This is a genomic window from Nocardia inohanensis NBRC 100128, assembly GCF_001612945.1.
Lineage (GTDB): Bacteria > Actinomycetota > Actinomycetes > Mycobacteriales > Mycobacteriaceae > Nocardia > Nocardia inohanensis.
In genome coordinates this window covers 87,045-108,396 of the sequence record NZ_BDBK01000005.1, presented here as the reverse complement: position 1 = coordinate 108,396, position 21,352 = coordinate 87,045, and the positions used below count along the sequence as shown (strand labels likewise).

Here is a 21,352-nt window from a genome sequence, read left to right as displayed (position 1 = left end):
TCCTCGGATCCGCCGGAAACCAGATCCTGCCGAGTCTAGGGATGTGCCGCCCGCGCGATGACATCGCGGATCGCCTGGGCCACGGCATCGGGGCGATCGAAGCAGAGCCTGTGGTGGAAGGTATCGGACAGGATGCGCTGTTCCCCGCGCGCGACGGTGGCGACCAGCGCCGCGTCCATGCGCCCGCGGGCGTCGTTCATCTGCCTCGAAAGCTGTTCCGGCAGTTGCGGGTCGACGCCCACCACGCTGAGCGCGATCAGCGGCACGTCGGGCAATCCCGGCCCGGCCCGCAGTTCGGCGGCGAGCCCGGCGAGCATGGTGCGCTCGGTGAGGCCGACGCGGATCCAGTCGTCGCTCGCCTTGGCTGCCAGCAGCGGTTCCCGCAGGTCCGCGGGGTAGACGGCGAGCAATTCGGCATTCATTTCGCCCAGGGCCGTGCGGAGTTCGCCGAGCTGCTCCGGACCGGGTGTCATTCGCTCCATCGCGGCCAGGCTCGCCGCGGGCGGCATGAATTGGTCCCAGTCGCGGTTCAGCCCGTCCAACCAGACCAGCCCGGCCACGTCCCGCGGATACAGCTGTGCGAATCGATGCGCGTAGAACGCGCCGACCGAGTGCGCGGCGAGAACGTATGGGCCGGGGATGTTCTCGGCTCGCAGCAGTTGCCGCAGCTCCTTCGCGACCTGGGCGGCGGTCCGGGTGAGCGGTCGCGGATCGCTGTAGCCGGTGCCGCCACGGTCGTACACCACCGCCGTGGTGAACCGCGAAACCAGCTGCTGCACACCGAAATAGTCGAGCCCGACCGCGCTCGCGCCCGGCAGGAACACGACGGCCGGTCCGCCGCTGCCCGCCCGATGCACGAAAACATCGTGGCCGTCGATCTTCCGGAGCCCGCCGATCGGCGGCGCGAACCGGGTCGGGGAGGGGTTGTCGTTCGTCATGCGACCACCCTCCGACCCTGACGCACGGTCAAGGTCAACCCGGGTGGCCTACGGCTCGACCCGCTTGCGGAGCAGACAGAACTCGTTGCCCTCCGGATCGGCCAGCACATGCCAGGACTCATCGCCGGTCTGACCGATATCGATCTTGCGTGCGCCCACCGCGAGCAGCCGCTCCAACTCGGCGTCCTGCTCGCGATCGGTGGCATTGACGTCCAGATGCATCGGCAGCTTCCCGCGCCGGGGATCGGCGCTGCGGCTGAAGATCAGCGTGGGCGCCGGCCCGCCGAAGCCGGATTCCGGGCCGATCTCGATGGCGTCCGTGTCCCGATCGAGCTCGACGTAGCCCAGCACCTCGCACCAGAAGTCCGCCAGCCGTTGGGGTTCGGCGCAATCGATGACAAGTTCGGTGATCTTGCATGCCATGTTCGCGACACTACGCCCGCCCCGCCGGTTCAGCCCGCGATCCAGGGGCGCAGCTTCTCCGGATTGCGGATGGCCCAAATGCGGGTGATGCGGTCGCCGTCGATATCGAAGGCGTAGACCGAGACGACGGCGTCGCCGAGCTGCGCCACCAGACCGGGCCGGCCGTTGACCGTGCGCTCCAGCAGCGTCACCGCCGGTCCCCGGGTGGCGATCTCGATCCAGGCGCGGGCGATCTCCGCGCCGCCGATGATCGGCTCCCGGAAGGCCGGGGCCAGGCCGCCGCTGTCCGCGGTCGCGGTCGCGTTCGGATCGAGCAACCCGATCAGCGCCTCGATATCCTTTGTCTCCCAAGCCTTCTTGAAGTCGCTGACCACTTCGTCGCGCCGGGGAGCGATGGGTTCGCGCGCCGTGCCGATGCGGCGGCGGGCCGCGGAGGCCAGCTGACGGCAGGCCCCCGGGGTGCGCCCGACGATCTCGGCGACCTCGGCGAAGGAGTAGCGGAACACATCGTGCAGCACGAACGCCACCCGCTCGGCGGGCGTGAGGGAATCGAGCACGACCAGAAAAGCCATGCTGATCGACTCGTCGAGGGTGACCCGATCGGCGGGATCGGCGGGGACCGAACCGCCGAGCCATTCGTCGCGGCCCGGCACCGGCTCCGGAATCCATTCGCCCACATAGCGTTCCCGCCGGGCCCGCGCCGAACCGAGCAGATCCAGGCAGATGCGCCCGGCCACCGTGGTCAGCCAGGCGCCCGGCTTCGCCACCTCCCGCCGCTGCGCCTCCGGCAGCGCGTACCAGCGCGTATAGGTCTCCTGCACCACATCCTCGGCCTCGGCCAGTGAACCGAGCAGCCGATAGGTGAGGTTGATCAGCTGGCGACGCTCGCCGATCACCGCGCTCAGGTCCGGATCTGTCATGGTGTCGGCTCCTTCGATCGATGCTGCCCTTGTACCCAACCGACGAAACAGCGCGCCGATTCGTGAGGCGGCCTGACATTCCGGCCGGCTGTGTCGTCGGAAGGTCGTACCCACCCCGCAGAGCAGGAGGACCGACCGTGACCAGAATCGGCATCATTCTCGGCAGTACCCGACCCGCCCGCAACGGCCCGCAGGTCGCGCAATGGGTGCTGGAGACCGCATCGCAGCGCCCGGACATCGAGTTCGAACTGCTCGACCTGCGCGAGCATCCGCTCCCGCACCTGGACGAGGCGGTGCCGCCGATGTTCGGGCCGTCGGTCCACGAGCACACCCGGGCCTGGGCCGAAAAGATCGGCGGCTGCGACGGTTTCATCATCGTGACGCCCGAATACAACAGCTCGATTCCCGGCGTGCTGAAGAACGCCCTCGACCACGTATTCGCCGAATGGGGCGACAAGGCCGTCGGATTCGTCTCCTACGGCGTGCACGGCGGCGTCTGCGCGGTGCAGCAACTGCGCTCGATATGCAGCCTGCTGGGTATGGCGGTAGTGGGCAGGCAGGTCGCTCTCTCGCTGCACACCGATTTCGAGAACAACACCGTCTTCACCCCCGGCGAACGCCACGCCACGACCCTCGCCGCGACCGTCGATCAGGTCGTCGCCTGGAGCACCGCCCTCGCACCGCTGCGCGCCGTGCCGGTCGCCTGAAGCATCGAATCACAGGAGAACGCAATGACTTCGAACGAAACCGCCGTCGCCCGGCACATCGACCAGCTCATCGAGGGCATCGAAACCAAGGATCTGGATGCCCTCCGGCGGCTCTACGCCACCGACGTGGTGTCCTTCGACGTCGAACCGCCCCTGCAACACGCGGGCATCGACGCGAAACTGGCCAACTGGGCCAAGGTCTTCACCTTCTTCCGCGACGTGAAATACGAGATTCGCGACCGGGCCGTCACCGCGGGCGACGACGTGGCCTTCGCCCACGGTTTCGGCCGGCTCAGCGGCACCCTGGAGAACGGGGTCACCACCGATGGCATGTGGGTTCGTTACACCATCTGCTGCCGCAAGATCGACGGCGACTGGTTGATCACCCACGATCAGGCGTCGGTGCCGTTCGATGTGGTGAGCGGCAAAGCGACGCCCGATCTGGTGCCGTAGCGCGGGAAAGTCAGTGCCGGCAAAGCCATTCGGTGCCGTAGTGGCCGGCATTGCCGCCCTCGAGATGCACCCAGGTGCCGTCGCCCTCGCACGGGCCGCCCTCGACCCGGTCCTGAATCGGGCTGGGGTCGGGCGGCACGGTGGTGGTCGGCGCCACGACCGGATCGGTGGTGGTGGGCACGACGACCGGGGTGGTCGGAATGACGCGCGGTGCGGTCTCCGGGCCCGGGGCCGGTGTGCCCGGATCGACGATCGGCGGCTCCACCGGCGCGGGGGCCGGCGCGGCGGTGGTGCTCGACTGGGCCGCTGTCGTGGTGGCCTGCACGGTGGTGCTGCTGGGCGCGGGTGCGGGCGTGGAATCGTTCGAGCACGCCGCGGCGCCGAAGACCAGGACCACACCGGCCAGCACTGTCAATGAGCGCTTCATCGTTCCACCTTTCTCGGCCTGATCAGCGATGCCGGTCAGGGACAGACCTGGGACTGGATCGAGGTGGCCAGGGGCAGCAGCGGGCTGTCCTTGCCACCGGTGGCCTCGATGAGGAAGACCGCGGGCCAGGTGACGATGGAGCAGAGCGGTCCCGGCGGCGGGGGAGAGGCTTCGGCGGCACCGGCCGAAACGGCGACTCCCGCAATCAATGTGGTGCCGGCCAGGGTGGCCCAGACTAGCTTTCGCATGCTCGATCCTCTCTCGTGAACGGCTCGCCGATCCGGTAACTGTTCAATTGCTCAACTCGGCGATTTGTTCAGTAGAGTGGAAACATCAGATGTTTGTCAACGCTGGCCGGTGTGATGTATTCGCAGATGAACTCCCGTAACGCGCTGAATCGCAGGTGGTCTGCGGGATGGCTGCCGGTCGGTTGCCGAATATCGGCTCACGTTCAGTTGGAAGGGGATCTCGACCGATGGCCGAATTGGCCAAACCCAAGCGGGTAGCCAACCTGTCCCAGCAGGTGGCCGATGAATTCGCGGCCCGGATCGCCGCCGGTGACTGGCCGGTCGGGACCAAGATCCCGTCCGAACCGGAACTCATGGCCGCGCTCGGAGTCAGCCGTTCCACCATCCGCGAGGCGGTGCGTTCGCTGGTCCACACCCGCATGCTGGAGCCGCGCCCCGGCGACGGCACCTATGTCCGCTCGGCCAGCAACCTCGAGTTCCCGCTGCTCGAACGGGTCGCCGGCGCCCGCCCGCGCGAGGCCATGGAACTGCGCGCCATGCTCGAACAGCGGGCGGCGCGGCTGGCGGCCGTACGCCGCACCCCGGACGATGCGGATGATCTGCGGGCCGTGCTCGCCCGCATCGAGCATGCCGTCGAGCACGCGGCCACACTGGCCGACTTCACGGCGGTCGCGGCGGAACTCTTCACCGCGCTCGCCCGCATCGCGGACAATCCTCTGCTCACCGAGGTCTACCAGCTGATGCTCAACGCCCCCGGGGCCGAACTGCCACCGGCCGAATGGCATCGGCAGACCGGTATCCGCTGGCACGCAAAGCTTTCCGAGATCGCCGAGGCCGTCATAGCCGGCGACCCGGCACGCGCCGAGGACGCCGTCCGCCGCGCGGAACAACATGCACTGGCGGATCTGCTGGACATGTTCCCGGATCTCGACCGCCCGGAGCTGTAACCGCCGGTTTCGTGCCTGAGCGTGCGGCTCCGACCGCTCCGCCCGACCGATGAAAACCTGCTCGCGACCCCGTGTCACACCTCGCCGGGCTGCGTCGTCACCTTGACGAAGCCGACGCACAGGCGCCGCACCGATCGAGAGAAGAGCAGATCATGGAACCGCGTTTCAACCTCTACGCCAACGATGTCGCCGCCAAGTTCAGCAAGCGATTCGCCACCGCCGCACGGGTCATCGACGATTCGACGCTGCCGAAGGCCACGCAGGAACTGGTCAAGATCCGTTCCTCCCAGATCAACGGGTGCGGTATGTGCCTGGACATGCACACCAAGGATGCGGCTCACGCGGGGGAGACCGCGGTGCGCTTGGCCTTGGTCGCGGCCTGGCGCGAAACCAGCGTCTTCACCGACGCCGAGCGTGCCGCGCTGGCGCTGACCGACGAGGGCACCCGGCTGGCCGACAACGGCCGCGGCATCTCCGAGGACACCTGGGCCGAGGTTCGCAAGAACTACGACGACGACCAGATCGGTGCGCTGATCTCCTTGATCGCCACCATCAACGCCTGGAACCGTCTCAATGTGATCGCCGGCATGGCGGGCGGGGAGTACGTGCCGGGCCAGTGGTGACCGCCGCGAAATGCGAAGCGCCGCAGGGGGTCCGGCCCAAATGAAAAGAGCTTCACACCGGTCTCGGTGCGAAGCTCTTCATTGAAACTTTTGCGCGGAATCAGATGGCGCGGACGTCCTGGGCCTGCGGGCCCTTCTGGCCCTGCTCCACCGAGAACTCGACACGCTGACCCTCGTCGAGGGACTTGTAGCCCGAGCCGCTTACGGCCGAGTAATGCACGAAGACGTCCGGGCCGCCTCCGTCTTGGGCGATAAAGCCGAAGCCTTTTTCACCGTTGAACCACTTCACACTGCCTTGAGCCATGTTGTAACAACTTCTTTTCTGTTGCGAGCCGGGCAAAAACTTGGTGTGAAGCCCGTCCTCGATCACCAATCATGCCACAAATGACCGCGATACCTCGCATCGGGTGGCGGACCGGGGTGCGAGATATCGCTGAAACTCCAGGTCAGTGTCGTTTCCCGCTCTTATTGTCGGAGCCTTCTCCGGCTTGCGGGTTGGCTGATTTGGACTTCTTCTCCGCTCGTTTCTCCTTCAGGGATTTGCCCTGAGCCTTGGACATTTTGCTACGCGGAGATTTGTCGGACAACCGGTTGGTCCTTTGTTCGGAAGGCCTCGACGGCCTCGTCGGCTCGACCCTACGCCAAAAGCCTTGCGGGCGTTGCTGATCTCGTGATTGCCTCGAAGGGGCGTTTCGGGCGCGCGGGAGTATCGAGAGGAGCCCTCGTGACGATCCACAGCGGTGTGCATCCGGCGGCCGGGTATCGGCCGGCACTGTGGTCCGTGCGGCTGATCTTCTTGCTCTCCGGCCTGCTCTTCGCCACCTGGGCCGCGCGAATACCGACGGTCGAGGAGAGCCTCGGGCTCGACGACGCGGGGCTCGCCGTGGTTTTCGCCGGATTGAATATCGGAGCGATCGCCGGGCTGCAACTGGGCAAGTTCACCGCGCTGCGATTCGGGAGCAGGTCCACGCTTCGGGTCGCGGTGCCGGTGTTCGCGGTGTGCCTGCCCGGCCTGCTGCTGGTGCCCGATCGGATCGGATTGACCGCTGCCGCTGTGGTTTCGCGATGGCGAACAGTGTGGTGGATGTCGCGATGAACGCGCACGGCGTCCTCGTCGAGAAGGTGAGCGGGCGTTCGCTGCTCTCCGGCATCCATGCCTACTTCAGCATGGGCCTGATCGGCGGTTCGCTAGCCGGCGCGTTGGCCGAGCGGCTGGGAGTGTCGCTGGTGGCGCATTTCTGGGTGGTGGCATTGCTCGCGATCGCGGCCGCCGTGGCGCGCTCGGGCCGACTGCTGCCCGCAGCCGCCGACGGCCCCGCCGACGCGAATGCCGCGCCCGCCGCCGGCCGCCGGTGGCCCGTCCGGTTGCTCGTCCTGGGCTTGCTGGCCTTCGCCGTCGCGCTGGTCGAGGGCGCCGCGAACGACTGGTCGGCGGTCTATCTGCGGGACGAAACCCACGCCGGCGGCACCACCGCCGCTGTCGGATTCGCGATCTTCGCCGCGGGCATGACGCTCGGCAGGCTGGCCGGTGACCGGCTCGTGGCTCGCTTCGGCCGGGTGCGTCCATTCCTGGCCGGCACGGTCACCGCGGGCGTCGGTTTCGGTGCGGCATTGCTCCTCGGCGGCACGGTTCCCGCGCTGATCGGATTGGCCCTGCTGGGATTCGGCATCTCCTACACCCTCCCGCTGACCTTCGCCGCCAGCGGGGACATCCCGGGCATTCCGGTCGCCCGGGCCATCGCCAATGTCTCGATCCTCGGATACTGCGGCTTCTTCACCGGACCGGTGCTGATCGGTTTCCTGGCCCACCACTGGGGATTGAGCGCCGGTCTCGCGGTACCCGTCGCCATAGCGCTGCTCGCCGCGCTCGGCGCCCGCGCGCTCGGCACGCCGGCTTCCGATCAGTCGCCCAGTGCCTGTGACACGATCGCGGGTGGCGCGAACTAGGACAGATTCTGGCCTGACGGCGCCTAGGTTGATCTGCATGAACGCTGACATCATTCCCTTCCGGATCCAGATTCCGCAGGTCGAGCTCGATGATCTGCGTGACCGACTGTCCCGTACCCGCTTGCCGTACTCGGTGCCCGGCACCGGCTCGGAGTGGGATCACGGCATCGCCCCCGACTATCTGCGGGAGCTGGCCGCCTATTGGGCCGACGGATTCGATTGGCGTGCCCATGAAGCCGAGCTGAACACGTTGCCGCACTTCGTGACCGAGATCGACGGGCAGACCATTCATTTCCTGCACCTGCGCTCGCCCGAACCCGATGCGACCCCGTTGCTGCTGAACCACAGCTACCCGACCTCGTTCGTGGAGTTCCTCGCCGCCGCCGGGCCGCTGACCGATCCCCGCGCCCACGGCGGAGATCCGGCCGATGCGTTCCATCTGGTGATCCCGTCGCTGCCGGGTTTCGTGTTCTCGAGCCCGCTCTCGGCACGCGGGTGGAACCTCGACCGGACCGCGCTGGCGTTCGGGGAACTGATGACCCGGCTGGGGTATCACCGCTTCGGCGTCGAAGGCGGCGACATCGGCGCCGGTGTCACCGGCCGGGTGGCGGCACTGCTGCCCGAGCGAGTGATCGGCGCGCACACCCACGGCGACCGGCTCCAGCTCGGCATGGTCGGCGAAGACCTCCCGATGCCGCCGGATCTCGACGCCGACGAACGCAAGCAACTAGAAGCCGCACAACACAGTTGGGCACAGATGAAGGGCTATCGGATCCTGCACTCGACCGAACCCAACGCCCTGTCGGCGGGCCTGGCCGATTCCCCGATCCTGCAACTGGCCTGGATCGCGGAGAAATTCGTGGAGTGGGCCAACCCGGCGACCCCGATCAGCCGCGAGAACATCCTGCTCACCGCGAGCCTGTACTGGTTCACCCGCACCGGACCCGCAGCGGCCGACTTCTACTGGGAAATGGCCCACGCCGAGAACACCGGTTGGGGCGGCTCCTCCCCAGTGCCACAAGGACAATCGCTGTTCTACAGCGACCCCCTCGTGCGCAAGGTTCTCGGTGCCGGCGACAGTCTCACCTTCTTCCGCGACCACGCCGAAGGCGGCCATTTCCCCGCTTTCGAAATCCCAGACCTGTTCGTCGACGACATCCGCGGCTTCTTCCGACAACTCCGCAACTGACACCGTTGCGAGCAAGGCCGCCGCCTCGATGATTCGGCTCAGGGGAACAGGATGACCTGCGGAAAAGGGTTTCCCGGAAGTGCCCTCGGCAGGATTCGAACCTGCGACACCCGCTTTAGGAGAGCGGTGCTCTATCCCCTGAGCTACGAGGGCTGGACCGGTGGTGTGCTGGATGCGCGGTCAACCGGGACGCGGGGGAGTCTACCGGGTTGGGTGTGAATGGACAGCATGCACGGGGGAGAGGGGTGTTGGTCAGGGTTTGGTGCCGACGGCGATGATGTAGTCGGCCCAGGGGCCCCACAGGGTGAGGCCGGGGCGGCTGAAGGTGGCGCGCAGGACGGGGTTGACGCGGTGCATGTCGGGGGCGCGGAAGCGTTTGCCCAGGTGGCGGGCCAGGGCGGGGTAGACGTCGTCGCGGATGGAGTGGACGGTCACGTCTTGGAAACCGGCTCGCTGCAATAGTTTTCGGTAGTGGTCGCGGGTGTTGCGGGGGGTGATGTCGGCGGTGACGAGCTTGCCGCCGGGCTGGAGGATGCGGTGGGCCTCGGCGAAGAATTTGGGGTAGGAGGGGAAGTGGAAGGCTGATTCGAGGGCGGTGACCTTGGTGCAGGAGGCGTCGTCCAGGGGAATGGCATCCGCGGAACCGAATTGGAAGTGGATGCGGTCCGCGAGGCCGAGTTCGGCGGCGCGGCGGGTGGCGATGGCTATCTGCTCGGGGGCGATATTGAGGCCGATGATCCGCTCGGGGGCGAATTCGGTGGCCCAGAGGAAATCCTGGTCGCCGTAACCGAATCCGACGTCGACCTGGATGTCGGAGGGGTTGAGTTCGGCGGTGCGGGCCACCAGGCGGGCGAGGTCGCGGCTGGCTTCGTCGAGGGTGACGGGGTGTTCGTGCCAGTAGCCGAGGTTGATGAAGAGAGAGTTCTCACCGAAGAGGTTCTGCGGGCCGACTATGTCGTAGACGCGGCCGACGCGGCGGCCGGGCGGGAGGAACGGGACTTTCGCCCATTCGAGGCATTCTCGCGCCCAGCGACCGGTGCGTTCGGGCAGGGTTTCGACGGGGACGGCGGCGGTGGTCGGCGGCATTGGGACCCTCCGATGGTTTCCGGAACTCCCACGAGGCTACCGCTCCTGTCTGAGACAGTCTAGGTGGTACTGCCCTGCTCGTAGTCAGCCGGATCGAATCGCCTTGTCTTCCAGCGGAACAGGGCGGTCGCGCCGGGCCAGTTGTTGGTGATGCGGCCCGAGGCATTGCGGTACCAGCTGGAGCAGAAGTTCCAGGGGGTGTCCTTCAAGCGCGCCTGCAACCAGTCGTCCCAGGACTGTTCGGCATCCGGCCGTGCGGAGAGCGAGCGGCCGGGATGCGTGCTCAGGTACTCGATCACCTGGCGGATGTAGCGGGCCTGCGCCTCCAGCATGTAGATGATGGAACCCGAGCCGACATTGGTGTTCGGGCCGTACATCATGAACAGGTTGGGGAACCCCGGCACCGCCATGCCCAGGAAGGCGCGCGCGCCTTCGGCCGACCATTCGTCGGCGAGCTTGCGGCCGTTGGCGCCATAGATATTCATGGGCGCGAGGAATTCGGTGCCCTTGAACCCGGTGCCGTAGACGATGACGTCGACCGGATGCTCCACGCCGTCGGCGGTGCGAATCCCATTGGGCGTCACGGCTTCGATGGCGGTGGTCTCCACCCGCACATTGGGCTGGGCCAGTGCCGGGAAGTACTCGTTGGAGAAGAGCCCGCGCTTGCAGCCCGCCGCGTAATCGGGAGTCAGCTTGGCGCGCAAGGCCGCATCCGGCACCTGCTTCTCCCGATGCCGGTCCGCGATGGCGATCACCGGGGTCTTGATGGCCGGAATGTCGGTGAGCGCCAAGGCCATCACCTCGAAGAAGCTCCAGATGGCGAAGCGCTCGGCGAGCCGGGTGACCGGCACGTGCTTGAACAGCGTGTGATGCAGTGCGGTGTATTCGGTGTCGAATTTGGGCAGCACCCACGCGGCCGAACGCTGGAACAGCGTCAGGTGTGCGACCTGCGGCTGAATCGCCGGAATGTATTGGATGGCACTGGCTCCCGTGCCGATGCACGCCACCCGCTTACCGGTGAGATCGACCGAGTGATCCCATTCGGCGGAGTGGAAGGCCGCGCCCTGGAAACTGTCGATGCCGGGCAGGTTCGGCAGCGCGGGTCGCGAGAGCTGCCCCACGGCGGGAATCAGGATATCGGCGATACGAACCTGGCCGTCGGCGCTGCGCACCCGCCAAACACCTTCGCGTTCATCGAATTCCGCGTCGGTCACCTCGACGCCGAATTGGATGGCGACGGGCAGGTCGTACTTGTCCGCCACCGTCCGCATATAGGCGTGGATGTCGCGCTGCTGCGAGAACCGGCGCGGCCAATCCGATTTCGGCTCGAACGACCACGAGTACAGCGGTGACGGCACATCGCAGGCCGCGCCCGGATAGGTGTTCTCGCGCCACACGCCACCGAGATCGGCGGCCTTCTCCAGGATGGTGAAGTTGCTCAGCCCGTGCCGGCGCAACTCCAGCGCTATGCCGAGCCCGGCGAATCCGGCGCCGATGATCAGGATTGACGGCTCTCGCTTCATGTCTAGACGGTAGATCGCGTTCGCGCTGGTCAGGCAGACATCGCCGGTCATCGAATCGGTATTTTCGGCCAAGTTTTGCGAAGGTTCCGGTAGCAAGGTTTGCCGTGAGCGGCGAAAATCTGCCTCACAGACTGGTAAGCGCGCCCGTGAACCCGGTCTGACCTGCGCCGCCGTCCTCGACTGGACAGCCTCGTATCCCACTGAATATATTCACGGAAGATATTGCTCCAATTTGCTTGTCCTGGTTAGTGATTGGCTATTCTGCGGCACCGCAGGGGGTGTCGTTGCAAGCCCGACGCTGGTCAGGACTTCGAAGCCGGCGGGTCATCGTGTTGGGCGGTGGCCGGTTGGCGTACAGGCTGTGGGCGGCGGAGGTGGGGTCCGCCGCCCACAGCCTTTTGCACCCCCGGCCGTTCCGATGTCCGATTTCAGTTATCCTCGCCGCTAGTGACTCAGTTCACTCTCCAGTAGTTACATGCAAGGAGCGGTTGGGAAATGTTGAGCACCATGCAGGACGAGCAGTTGTCGCTTGCGACACTGCTGCGCTACGCCTCCACCTTCCAGGGCGACAGCACTGTCTCCACCTGGACCGGGGACGGGCTTCGGACCCAGACTTTCCGGGAGATCGGCGCGGATGCCGCCCGGCTCGCCAATGCCCTGCGTGACCTGGGCATCGGCGTCGGCGATCGCGTCGGCACCTTCATGTGGAACAACAACGAGCACATGGTCGCCTACGTGGCCGTGCCCGCGATGGGCGCCGTACTGCACGCGCTGAACATCCGGTTGTTCCCCGAGCAGCTGGTGTACGTGGCCAACCACGCCGAGGATCAGGTCGTCATCGTCGACGGCACCCTGCTGCCGATGTTCGCCCAGTACCTGCCGAACCTGAAGACCGTTCGCCACGTGATCGTCGCCAATGGCGACGCGGCCGCGCTTCAGGCTCCCGAGGGCGTCACCGTGCACTCCTACGCGGAACTGCTTGCCGCCCAGCCCGACACCTACGACTACCCGGTCATCGACGAGCGGTCGGCCGCCGGCATGTGCTACACCTCCGGCACCACCGGCGATCCCAAGGGCGTCGTCTACTCGCACCGCTCCAACTGGCTGCACGCCATGCAGGTGTGCCAGCCCAACGGCATGGGCTTCACCGCCGCCGACAATGTGCTCGCCATCGTGCCGCTGTTCCACGCCAATGCCTGGGGCCTGCCGTACGCGGCGCTGATGTCCGGCGCGAACCTGCTCATGCCCGACCGCTTCCTCCAGCCCGCGCCGCTGCTGGAGATGATGGCCGCGGTCAAGCCGACCTTCGCGGCCGCGGTGCCGACCATCTGGGGTGGCGTGCTGGCCGGTTTGCAGGCCGCGCCGCAGGACATTTCGCATCTGCGCACCTGTGTGGTGGGTGGCGCGGCCGTCCCGCCGTCGATGATGCGCGCCTTCGAGGAGCGGCACGGCGTGAAGCTGCTGCACGCGTGGGGTATGACCGAGACCTCCCCGCTCGGTTCGGTGGCGCACGCGCCGACCGGCACCGAGGGTGACGAGCAGTGGGCCTACCGCTACACCCAGGGCCGATTCCCGGCCGGCGTGCAGGCGCGGCTGGTCGGCGACGACGGGTCGGTGGTGCCCAATGACGGTGTGTCGCTGGGTGAGCTGGAGGTGAAGGGGCCGTGGATCACCGGCTCCTACTACTCGCCGGAGGGCGGGGTCATCGATGCCGACAAGTTCGACGACGGCTGGCTGCGCACCGGCGATGTCGGCAAGATCAGCCCGAACGGGTTCCTGACGCTGGTGGATCGCTCCAAGGACGTCATCAAGTCCGGCGGTGAATGGATCTCCTCGGTGGATCTGGAGAACGCGGTCGTGGGTCATCCGGCGGTGGCCGAAGCGGCCGTCATCGGTGTCCCGGACGAGAAGTGGGACGAGCGGCCGCTGGTGGCCGTGGTGCTGGCGGCGGGCGCGGAGGCCAAGCCGGAAGAGCTGCGCGACTTCCTGGCCGACAAGTTCGCCAAGTGGCAGCTGCCCGAGCGCTGGGCCTTCATCGACGAGGTGCCCAAGACCAGCGTCGGCAAGTTCGACAAGAAGCGGCTGCGGGCGCAGTACGCGGACGGCGCGCTGACCGTCACCACGCTGTCCTGATTCGGCGGCTTGTCCGGCCCTGCTCCGTGTGTCGTGCGCGAGGAGGGCCGGATGCTTCCGCTCGCGGGGGCCGGGTCTTACCGTTAGTTTGAGGGCAGAGGCCCAGCAGGGGTGGACGAGGAGGTCCGGGTGGAATCGACACGCGCACAAGGGAAGTCGCTGTCCGTTTTGAGTGGGTTCGGGGTGGGCGCATGACACTCGGACTGATTCGCTCGCTGGGGGAGCGGGCCATGATCGAACTCGAATCGGCGCGGCTGTGCATGGATACCGGGCTGGTGCGGGTGGAGTCGCCGCTCCCGCTGCTCACCGCCGCCACCTCGATGCTGCGGTACGGGACCCTCGCGGCGGGGCTAGGGCTCTCCGCGGCGCGCTATCCGGACCGGGTAGCCCTCATCGACGAGCTGGGGTCGCTGACCTTCGGCGAGTTGGAGGACCGGTCCAACCGGCTCGCCAACGCCTGGCGTGAGCGCGGCCTGAAACCGCGTGAGGGCGTGGCGATTCTGGCGCGCAATCATCGCGGTCTGCTGGACGCCACCTTCGCCGCCGCCAAGTGTGGTGCGCGAATCATCCTGCTGAACACCGATTTCGCCGGTCCGCAGATTCGCGATGTGGCCACCCGCGAAGGCACCGACCTGCTCGTCTACGACGACGAGTACGCGCACATGCTCGACGAGGTGTCGCCCCGCCGCGGCAGCTACCGGGCCTGGACCGAGCAGCAGCGGGCGGACAGCCTGGAGGCGCTGATCATTTCGGGCTCGCCCGACGCACCGCCCGCGCCCGGCGCCGAACCCAAGATCATCCTCTTGACCAGCGGCACCACCGGCACCCCGAAGGGCGCGCCCCGCCCCGAACCGAAATCCCTTGCCGCGCTGGGCGGTCTGCTCTCCAAGGTCCCGTTCCGCGTGAACGAGGTGACCGAATGCTGCGCCCCCATGTTCCACACCCTCGGCTTCGCCTGCGCCATGCTGACCATCGGCTTCGGCTCCACCCTGGTGATCCGCCGCCGCTTCGATCCCCAGGTCGCCATCGACAGCGCCGCCGAACACCACGCCACCACCATGATCGTGGTGCCGGTCATGCTGGCCCGCATGATGGATCTCGGCGGCAAGGCGCTCACCGGCCGCGACCTGTCCGCCCTGCGCATCATCTTCGTGGCGGGCTCCCAGCTGGGCGCGCAATTGTGCCGTGACGTGACGGCGGCCTTCGGCCCGGTCGTCTACAACCTCTACGGCTCGACCGAAGTCGCCTACGCCACCATCGCCACCCCCGAGGATCTGGCGAAGGAACCCGGCTGCGTCGGCCGCCCCGTCCTGGGCGCGCGCGTCGAAATCCTCGACGACGCGGGCCGTAAGCTCCCCGCCGGCAAGACCGGCCGCATCTTCGTCGGCAATGTCATCCAGTTCGAGGGCTACACCGGCGGCGGCCACAAAGAGGTCATTCGCGGCCTGATGTCCTCCGGCGACGTCGGCCACTTCGACCGCGGCGGCCGGCTTTTCATCGACGGCCGCGACGACGACATGATCGTCTCCGGCGGCGAGAACGTCTTCCCCGTGGAGGTCGAGGAACTCCTCTACACCCACCCCGCCGTGCGCGAAGCGGCCGTAATCGGTGTCCCCGACGAACAATTCGGCGCACGCCTGAAAGCCTTCGTCGTCATCCACGAGGACAAATCCTTCTCCGCCGAAGAGCTCAAGGACTTCGTGAAATCCAACCTGGCCCGCTACAAGGTCCCCCGCGAGATCGTCTTCCTGGACGAACTCCCGCGCAACCCCACGGGCAAGGTCCTCAAGCGCAAGCTGCAAGAGGTGTAGCCGATCGATTGACCGAGCGGACCGTGATCTACCTGCGGTTTTCATGAATCTTCAGCCTGGGTGTTGACATTGCGCTTCGCTTAAGTGAAGCTATGTGCAGCGCCACAGTTGCGCCTTCATCCCGAACTCCCCGGGAAATCAACTCTCAGGCAAGCGAATTCGACTCGCGTCCTGTCCCTCTTCGTGTCAGAACCCTCGTTCCGCTCTCGCGGACCGGGGGTTTTCTCGTTGGCGCACCGTCGAGGGTTTCGAAACGAAAGGAATCCCAATGGTTCTCGGACTGACCGTCGACCAGTGGATCGCAATCGGCGGCATCATCGTCAAGGTGCTGGCAGCCGTGGTCGCGATCATCGCCTAGCCCGCCCGCGGGCCTCTTGGAAGGAATCATCGTGCGAATCAACAAGGTTCCCCCCGAACCGGCCCTGGTGCGTTCCGTGCTCGTCGCCATTACCGGAGTGGCCGCCTACCTGCTCGGCCACCAGGTGAACACCGACTGGATCGAAGCCGTTCTCACCCTCTACGGCCTGCTCACCCCGGTCATCGCCGGCGTGCTCATCCGCCCGGCGGTGACTCCGGCGCGCACCGCGGACGGTGAAGCCTGAATGCAATCCATGCTCAACGCGGACCTGGTGCAAGCGGTCGGCATGGCGATCGCCACCGTGATCGGCGCGGTCACCGCCTGGCAGGCGCGTGAGGTAGCGAAACTCCGCGAACGCGTTGCGGCCCTGGAAGATCAAGCCCTCAGCGATCAACGCCGCTTCCGCGACGCCATCCGCCTCATTCGCGCCCTGCAACGTCACATCGACGAACTCCTCAGCTTCCTGCGTCTGCACGTTCCAGGCCAGGAACCCCCACCGGCGAAGTACCAGATCCCCACCACTCTCGAAGAAGAGATCTGAAAGTCCTTCGCCGGTCCAACCCATGCGGCACGCCCCCGAACACCTCCCGAAAGGTCAAGCGCGGGTTCAGAGCTCGCCGCATGCCCGCCCCTCGCGCGCCCGTCTCCCGCTGGTGGAAACGCGGTAGAGACCTCGGCCGCAGCGCGAGGGGCGTCACCGGTCCCGCCCCCGGATGTCCCCCTGACCGGGGGCGGGACCGTCCCATCCACGTCATCCGATGCCCGGAAGGTCTTGATGCCCCATGCCCGATAACGAAGTCGTCGAATCCGTCCACTTCGGCGGCTACCAGCCGCCTTCGGACTACGTGAAAACCGATACCGGGCAACTGGTCACCCCCGAGTTCCTCCAGTTCCTCCAGCAGACCTTGAGCGGCAAGCTCCCGGCTCGCGAGGAAACCGACGAACTCGACCCCCAGGTGAAGGCCCTGGCCGACGAACTGACGGTCATCCACCTCCCGGAATGGGAGAGCAAGGTCGGCCGCAAACTCGCCGACCCCACGGTCACCAGCATCAAACAAGCCACCCGAATCGCCGAATATCTCGTAAAACGCGGCGTCCGAATGCATCCCGAACTCGAGGAGATCCGCTGGACCGCCACCCCCGGCGGCCCGCCCGGAGCATTCGACGTCGGTATGCACATCACCAAGGACGAAAACGGTGACTGGCCCGCCCCGGACCCCGAAGACTTCTACGACCTCGACGACATCGAAGTCCAGCAAAGCGACGACGGCATCTGGATCGCCACTCATCCCCGCGGTCTGGCCCATGAATCCGCCACCAAAACCGAGGCATACGCGGGTGTGGTCGACCAACTGCGCCGACGCATCAGTGACGCGCGCGGATCGGGAAATGACTGATGGCACAGAATGATCCACTGGGCCAGCTGATCGGCGAAGCCGCAGACTCGTTCCTGGCCGGAATGACCAGCACCTTCACCGAGCGTCGAACCGACCTCGCCCCCAACCTGGTGAATTCCGTCGCTGCGTGGGCCGGCGCTCGGGCTGCCGAGCTGTCGATGATGACCACCGGCCGCGCGTTGCTCCCGGGACTGTCGGATGGCGGAAGCGCTCAGGACTTCTCCGGAATGACTCCGCTGTCCGCGGTCGCCAAAATTGCCCGGTTGCGTTCGTCAGAACAGTTGGTCACGAGCGTCCTTGACGTGCTTGCCCCAGCTCCGGTCGTATCGGGGCCGGTACAGGCTAAAGCGATCGACCTTCCGGACCCGGTCCCGGGCCCGTGGAACCCTCGGGGACACCATCCCAAAGCTGACTGGAATACCCCGACGACACCCACTTATACCCTCAATGCCGACAATTTGGATTTGTACGGGCCACAAATGAAGAAATGGGCTATGTGGTCGGTCGAATACGCAAATGAAGCGGGTGTGGATGCGGACATGGTGCTCGCCATGGTGCTGCAAGAGGGCGCACCGCTTCGCACCGGGTATCGAGGTGGGCGTGGTTCGGATCGCAATCTCCTCAACGCTCTGGAGCATCCGGAAACCTATGACCCTCACGATACTGTCGGGCCTCTCGCGGGAACGACATACGACCTAATCCGTATGGCGGCCTGGTGGGCTGGCGAAACCAAACACCCTGAAGACCCCGACATCAGCAATTCCATCGGCCTGACCAATCTGAAATTGCAGGCGCTGCGAGATACCGTCCGGGCATATCCTGATCATTTTGAAGGTGTTTCATTTTGGGACCTGGTCGGCAGTGACGAACTGGCCATCAAGGCGACCGCCTTCAATCTGAGAATGTTCAAGGACAGGGCGGTTCCCTTTGCGACGGCGGAGGTGAGAAATATGCCATTCAACCAGTTCCTGAGCTCCAGCTACAACGCCGGTGGCACATGGGAACGTTCGCAGGAAGTGGCTATGGGGAAAGCATGGTTCACAGGCACGCCGCAGAACCCAGCGAAAGACGGGTCGGATGAGACCGAGCACGGCCAGGCCACAATTGGGCAGGTGCTCGACGTTGCTGATCAAATTCTGTATGGCAGCGGGGCGTATAAGTGAGAATCCCCGGATCTTGTGCATGAATCGAGCCTGACTTGTCGAAATCAATACTGGATGAGGTCTTTCAGAGCCTCTCTGATATCAAGAATGTTCTACGGCCTGAAGTAGACCGCGTCACTGATGAGGCTAGTCGTCTGGTTGCGGGTGTGACGTCGCAGGTTCAGCCTTGGTTGCCAATGGTGAGTGGCGCTCTCTCGCCGGCACCGCGTCTCGGTCTCGAGTCCGAAGGTGAACGATCTACAGTCTACAACTTCAATGGGTTGGACCAGGCTGAAGCTTATCAGTGCGTTAAGCGCCTGAACGATCAGGAAAGTATGGTCGAATCGGTGATAGGGGAAACGCGCTCGCCAAATGGATTGAAGGATATTGCGGGACCCGACGGCTCGGCCGGAGGGAACGCTGGTGGGCAGAATGATACCGATGCTGAGTATGACTACTATAAAGCTCTTCTGCAAAGGCAAGGCATCGTTCTGGATGGCAGTGCGGATATGAAGAACCTTGTCGCTATCCGCCATCCGACGAATACGAATGAGAATGGCGGAAAGGGCCTCTACGACGATACCGCGGTACTGCTCTGGATTGACGGGGACGGCAAGAAACACGTAAGTCGATATCGAGCGAATACAGAGCCTACTTCTCAATATGTCAAAGAAAAGCCTGATAAAAACAATCCTGATATGAATCATGACGGAAAGGGTGAAGTAGCGCGTCTCCCTGCGGGAACATACGTGATGGAACATCACTGGGACAAGAACAAGGAGGGCAGCGTAGGCGACGGAAATGTTTTCACACAAGGGGATGGCCCCAAGAAGAATGCTCAGTATGATGTCGACCACGACGGATTCTTTTACGAGAATTTCTTGGGCGAGGGGGCCGAGACCATGTGGTGGCATCGAGGCAAAGATGGCAATGTGGTAAGTGCTGGCTGTCAGACGATGGATCCGGCCGATTGGGATCGCTTCATCGCTGACATGGGCGTCGATCGAGAGGACGATCGCTGGCGGGACCGGTGGGGCCTAAATCCGTTCGCACCTTCTCGAACTCTACTGCGATACACACTAGTGGACGAGGATGTCTCCAAGGGGAACGTTCCGTACAAGCCTGCCTAGATTCTTACCAGGGCTTGCGTCCGCATCAATGATAGCGAGGATGGTTCCGTGCCGCTCGAACGTATTTCTTTTCCGGATGTGGAGAAGAATCTTATTGACTATTTGAAATCAGAATTGACTGCTCTGGGCGACTCGGCTTTGGTGGTCGCCAAAATGCCTGATCCCAAACCTGCCCGGGTTGTTCGTGTCTTCCGTGACGATCGGAGGCGGCGCCAGGATGTGGAGGATCGAGAAGGGCATCGAGGGACCTTCTTGATTTTGGATCGACCCCGGATGGTCTTGGAGTGTCAGGCTGACGACGGGACCGCGGCTGTGTTGGCTCGGACTGTGCGGTCGATTCTGACCGGGTCGTTCCCGCGGTATATCGGGGCGATGTGGGTTGACGACATCGAGGACGCCGGGGTTGAGAACGATACGGATCCGGTGACTGCGGCACCTCGGTATGTGGTTACCGCTGACCTCTATGTGCGAGGGACTGTCCTCTAACAAGCTTCCACTTCCAAAAGTGGCTTGCGACAACTGAATAACGATTCCGACGGGCCTGCGCAACAATCCCGAAGGGAACAACTGAAATGGCTCTGCCCTCCAGCAAGTTCATTGGTTCGGTTACTCCGAACATTGCTGTTACCGGTGGCGTTCTGGTCGCCCCGGTTTCTACCTCTCTACCGGTTTCGGCTTCTGATGCTCTGAATGCCGCGTTCAAGCCGCTTGGTTATGTCTCCGAGGATGGCATCGAGTCGCGGGGTGAGCGGAAGGTCGAGACCGTCAAGGATTGGAATGCGGACATCATTGCCGCGTTGCAGTCGGAGCACTCGGTGCGGTTCGGCCTGACCCTGTATGCGGTGTGGGACAAGGATGTTCTCGGTGAGGTTTTCGGGCCCGAGAACCTGACCGTCACCCCGGCTACCGCTACCAGCGGCACGCTGGTGCAGGTGAAGGAGACCGGTTCGGTGCTGCCGCGCCGGGCCTGGGTTTTCGACATGCTGCACGAGTCGAAGAAGCTGCGGATCGTCCTGCCGAACGCGAAGATCACCGCGGTGCAGGAGAAGAAGTTCGTGTCCAAGGAACTGGCCGGCTTCTCGATCTCCGTCGAGGCGTTCAAGGACGACGCCGGCGTGAAGGCTTACCGCTACCTCGACGACGGCATCAAGACCGCCTGATAAAGACCCCCAGTGGTGGCGGGAAATTCACCTATGCGCAGGCCCGCCCGTCACCGCTGGGCCCTTCTCTTTTCTCGAACGCCTGCATACATAATCGACTTTGAAAGGGTTTGCGCGACAATGACTTCCACCGATGCACCTGATATCGAGCGGACCGGCGGCCAAAATGAGCACGACTTCGTGCGCACTATCGAGGGAGTCGAGTTCCGGCTGCCCTCGCTGTCCTACCTCAAGCCGGGACTGGTTCGACGGATCCGCCGGCTGAGCAATACCGACGCGATCTACACCTTGCTCGAGCTGTCCTTGTCGGCCGAAGCACTCGCTGTGCTCGACGATATGGCGCCCGCCGACTTCCAGCGTCTGCTCGAAGAATGGCGAATCCACTCGGGCGTGAGCCTGGGGGAATCCTGAGCCTCGACTCTCTTCTCGAAGAGCAGTGCGAGGCAATCGAATACGACTTGATCCGACTCGGGATCCGGCTGCGGCAGCTCGGCACGGAGGCTTTGACCTGGCGTGATCTACGAGTCATCGTGCGGTGTTCGCCGCTGGACTCGGCGCTCACCCGTGCGAAGTACCCGGCCGAGCAGCAGTGGCAGCTGAGTCAGCAACTGCTGGCCGATATGGCGGATTCGCTGCGCTGGTTGGTGTGGTCCAAGACCACCGACGCTCAGCACGGCCGGAATCGCCCGGAGCCGATCGAGCGGCCCGGCGTGAAGTCGAACAAGGAGCGCATCGGTTCTACCGCAAGCGCCGAACAACTGAACAGTCTCCTTGGCTGGCAATGAGTTTC

Annotated in this window: 26 protein-coding genes and 1 tRNA gene; 18 read left to right on the top strand and 9 right to left on the bottom strand. The window is 65.0% G+C overall.

Features of this window, described 5'->3' with window-relative positions:
- Nucleotides 1-35: 35 nt before the first annotated feature.
- Genes NI1_RS13750 through sigJ form a run of 3 tightly spaced genes read right to left on the bottom strand, consistent with a single transcriptional unit; the run spans nucleotide 36 to nucleotide 2,281 of the window.
- Nucleotides 36-938, bottom strand: a complete 903-nt coding sequence (locus NI1_RS13750; RefSeq protein ID WP_067819549.1) for an alpha/beta fold hydrolase — start codon at nucleotides 936-938, stop codon at nucleotides 36-38.
- Between the two features lie 48 nt (nucleotides 939-986).
- A complete protein-coding gene (locus NI1_RS13745; RefSeq protein WP_067819546.1) occupies nucleotides 987-1,361 on the bottom strand; it encodes a VOC family protein in 375 nt (124 codons plus the stop codon).
- 29 nt (nucleotides 1,362-1,390) lie between these two features.
- Nucleotides 1,391-2,281, bottom strand: coding sequence for an RNA polymerase sigma factor SigJ (gene sigJ / locus NI1_RS13740; protein ID WP_067819543.1), 891 nt, complete (start codon nucleotides 2,279-2,281; stop codon nucleotides 1,391-1,393).
- A gap of 137 nt (nucleotides 2,282-2,418) precedes the next feature.
- Between sigJ and NI1_RS13735 the strand changes: the two genes are divergently transcribed.
- Nucleotides 2,419-2,988: an NADPH-dependent FMN reductase gene (locus NI1_RS13735; protein WP_067819541.1), complete on the top strand. Its 570-nt coding sequence runs from the start codon at nucleotides 2,419-2,421 to the stop codon at nucleotides 2,986-2,988.
- Between the two features lie 24 nt (nucleotides 2,989-3,012).
- Complete coding sequence (locus NI1_RS13730; RefSeq protein WP_067819537.1) at nucleotides 3,013-3,441, top strand: YybH family protein; 429 nt, start codon at nucleotides 3,013-3,015, stop codon at nucleotides 3,439-3,441.
- 10 nt (nucleotides 3,442-3,451) lie between these two features.
- Here NI1_RS13730 and NI1_RS13725 read toward each other — a convergent pair whose 3' ends face one another.
- The gene (locus tag NI1_RS13725) at nucleotides 3,452-3,868 is read right to left on the bottom strand and encodes a hypothetical protein (protein WP_067819535.1); all 417 of its coding nucleotides are present in this window, start codon (nucleotides 3,866-3,868) and stop codon (nucleotides 3,452-3,454) included.
- A gap of 35 nt (nucleotides 3,869-3,903) precedes the next feature.
- A complete protein-coding gene (locus NI1_RS13720) occupies nucleotides 3,904-4,116 on the bottom strand; it encodes a hypothetical protein (RefSeq protein WP_067819533.1) in 213 nt (70 codons plus the stop codon).
- Nucleotides 4,117-4,343: 227 nt separating this feature from the next.
- On the opposite strand from NI1_RS13720, the gene NI1_RS13715 reads away from it, so the two are divergent.
- A complete protein-coding gene (locus NI1_RS13715; RefSeq protein WP_067819531.1) occupies nucleotides 4,344-5,063 on the top strand; it encodes a FadR/GntR family transcriptional regulator in 720 nt (239 codons plus the stop codon).
- 152 nt (nucleotides 5,064-5,215) lie between these two features.
- Nucleotides 5,216-5,686, top strand: coding sequence for a carboxymuconolactone decarboxylase family protein (locus NI1_RS13710; RefSeq protein WP_067819529.1), 471 nt, complete (start codon nucleotides 5,216-5,218; stop codon nucleotides 5,684-5,686).
- Nucleotides 5,687-5,786: 100 nt separating this feature from the next.
- On the opposite strand, the gene NI1_RS13705 is transcribed toward NI1_RS13710, so the two are convergent.
- Entirely contained in the window at nucleotides 5,787-5,990 is a 204-nt protein-coding gene (locus tag NI1_RS13705; RefSeq protein WP_067806012.1) for a cold-shock protein, read from the bottom strand.
- Between the two features lie 420 nt (nucleotides 5,991-6,410).
- Here NI1_RS13705 and NI1_RS37170 point away from each other — a divergent pair, with 420 nt between their 5' ends.
- The 3 genes from NI1_RS37170 to NI1_RS13695 are packed head-to-tail and all read left to right on the top strand — an operon-like array spanning nucleotide 6,411 to nucleotide 8,822.
- Nucleotides 6,411-6,782, top strand: coding sequence for an MFS transporter (locus NI1_RS37170; protein ID WP_084523150.1), 372 nt, complete (start codon nucleotides 6,411-6,413; stop codon nucleotides 6,780-6,782).
- Nucleotides 6,752-7,633, top strand: a complete 882-nt coding sequence (locus NI1_RS13700) for an MFS transporter (RefSeq protein ID WP_157535116.1) — start codon at nucleotides 6,752-6,754, stop codon at nucleotides 7,631-7,633. The genes NI1_RS37170 and NI1_RS13700 overlap by 31 nt, the downstream gene beginning before the upstream one ends.
- A gap of 37 nt (nucleotides 7,634-7,670) precedes the next feature.
- Complete coding sequence (locus NI1_RS13695; RefSeq protein ID WP_067819527.1) at nucleotides 7,671-8,822, top strand: epoxide hydrolase family protein; 1,152 nt, start codon at nucleotides 7,671-7,673, stop codon at nucleotides 8,820-8,822.
- Nucleotides 8,823-8,902: 80 nt separating this feature from the next.
- On the opposite strand, the gene NI1_RS13690 is transcribed toward NI1_RS13695, so the two are convergent.
- From NI1_RS13690 to NI1_RS13680, 3 genes are all read right to left on the bottom strand, one after another.
- Nucleotides 8,903-8,975 (bottom strand) — tRNA-Arg (locus NI1_RS13690).
- Between the two features lie 99 nt (nucleotides 8,976-9,074).
- Entirely contained in the window at nucleotides 9,075-9,908 is an 834-nt protein-coding gene (locus NI1_RS13685; protein ID WP_067819525.1) for an SAM-dependent methyltransferase, read from the bottom strand.
- A 59-nt stretch (nucleotides 9,909-9,967) separates the two neighbouring features.
- A complete protein-coding gene (locus NI1_RS13680) occupies nucleotides 9,968-11,431 on the bottom strand; it encodes a flavin-containing monooxygenase (protein WP_067819704.1) in 1,464 nt (487 codons plus the stop codon).
- A 495-nt stretch (nucleotides 11,432-11,926) separates the two neighbouring features.
- Between NI1_RS13680 and NI1_RS13675 the strand changes: the two genes are divergently transcribed.
- The 11 genes from NI1_RS13675 (at nucleotide 11,927) to NI1_RS13625 (ending at nucleotide 21,347) form a co-directional block, all read left to right on the top strand.
- Complete coding sequence (locus tag NI1_RS13675; RefSeq protein WP_067819521.1) at nucleotides 11,927-13,564, top strand: long-chain fatty acid--CoA ligase; 1,638 nt, start codon at nucleotides 11,927-11,929, stop codon at nucleotides 13,562-13,564.
- A 191-nt stretch (nucleotides 13,565-13,755) separates the two neighbouring features.
- Entirely contained in the window at nucleotides 13,756-15,375 is a 1,620-nt protein-coding gene (locus NI1_RS13670; protein ID WP_067819518.1) for an acyl-CoA synthetase, read from the top strand.
- Between the two features lie 389 nt (nucleotides 15,376-15,764).
- Entirely contained in the window at nucleotides 15,765-15,977 is a 213-nt protein-coding gene (locus NI1_RS13665) for a hypothetical protein (RefSeq protein ID WP_157535115.1), read from the top strand.
- Nucleotides 15,978-16,274 carry a hypothetical protein gene (locus NI1_RS13660; protein WP_067819514.1) on the top strand — a complete coding sequence of 99 codons (297 nt, stop codon included), beginning with the start codon at nucleotides 15,978-15,980 and terminating at the stop codon, nucleotides 16,272-16,274.
- 241 nt (nucleotides 16,275-16,515) lie between these two features.
- Complete coding sequence (locus NI1_RS13655) at nucleotides 16,516-17,130, top strand: hypothetical protein (RefSeq protein ID WP_067819511.1); 615 nt, start codon at nucleotides 16,516-16,518, stop codon at nucleotides 17,128-17,130.
- Nucleotides 17,130-18,293 carry a hypothetical protein gene (locus NI1_RS13650; protein ID WP_067819509.1) on the top strand — a complete coding sequence of 388 codons (1,164 nt, stop codon included), beginning with the start codon at nucleotides 17,130-17,132 and terminating at the stop codon, nucleotides 18,291-18,293. Before NI1_RS13655 ends, NI1_RS13650 begins: the two co-directional genes overlap by 1 nt.
- A gap of 146 nt (nucleotides 18,294-18,439) precedes the next feature.
- Complete coding sequence (locus NI1_RS37915) at nucleotides 18,440-19,402, top strand: hypothetical protein (protein WP_169815578.1); 963 nt, start codon at nucleotides 18,440-18,442, stop codon at nucleotides 19,400-19,402.
- A gap of 48 nt (nucleotides 19,403-19,450) precedes the next feature.
- On the top strand, nucleotides 19,451-19,888 hold the full coding sequence (locus NI1_RS37910; RefSeq protein ID WP_157535113.1) for a hypothetical protein: 438 nt from the start codon (nucleotides 19,451-19,453) through the stop codon (nucleotides 19,886-19,888).
- 86 nt (nucleotides 19,889-19,974) lie between these two features.
- Nucleotides 19,975-20,562, top strand: a complete 588-nt coding sequence (locus NI1_RS13635; RefSeq protein ID WP_067819501.1) for a phage tail tube protein — start codon at nucleotides 19,975-19,977, stop codon at nucleotides 20,560-20,562.
- A 120-nt stretch (nucleotides 20,563-20,682) separates the two neighbouring features.
- Entirely contained in the window at nucleotides 20,683-20,973 is a 291-nt protein-coding gene (locus NI1_RS13630; protein ID WP_067819498.1) for a hypothetical protein, read from the top strand.
- Nucleotides 20,934-21,347, top strand: coding sequence for a DUF5361 domain-containing protein (locus tag NI1_RS13625; protein ID WP_169815577.1), 414 nt, complete (start codon nucleotides 20,934-20,936; stop codon nucleotides 21,345-21,347). The genes NI1_RS13630 and NI1_RS13625 overlap by 40 nt, the downstream gene beginning before the upstream one ends.
- The last annotated feature ends 5 nt before the right edge of the window (nucleotides 21,348-21,352 follow it).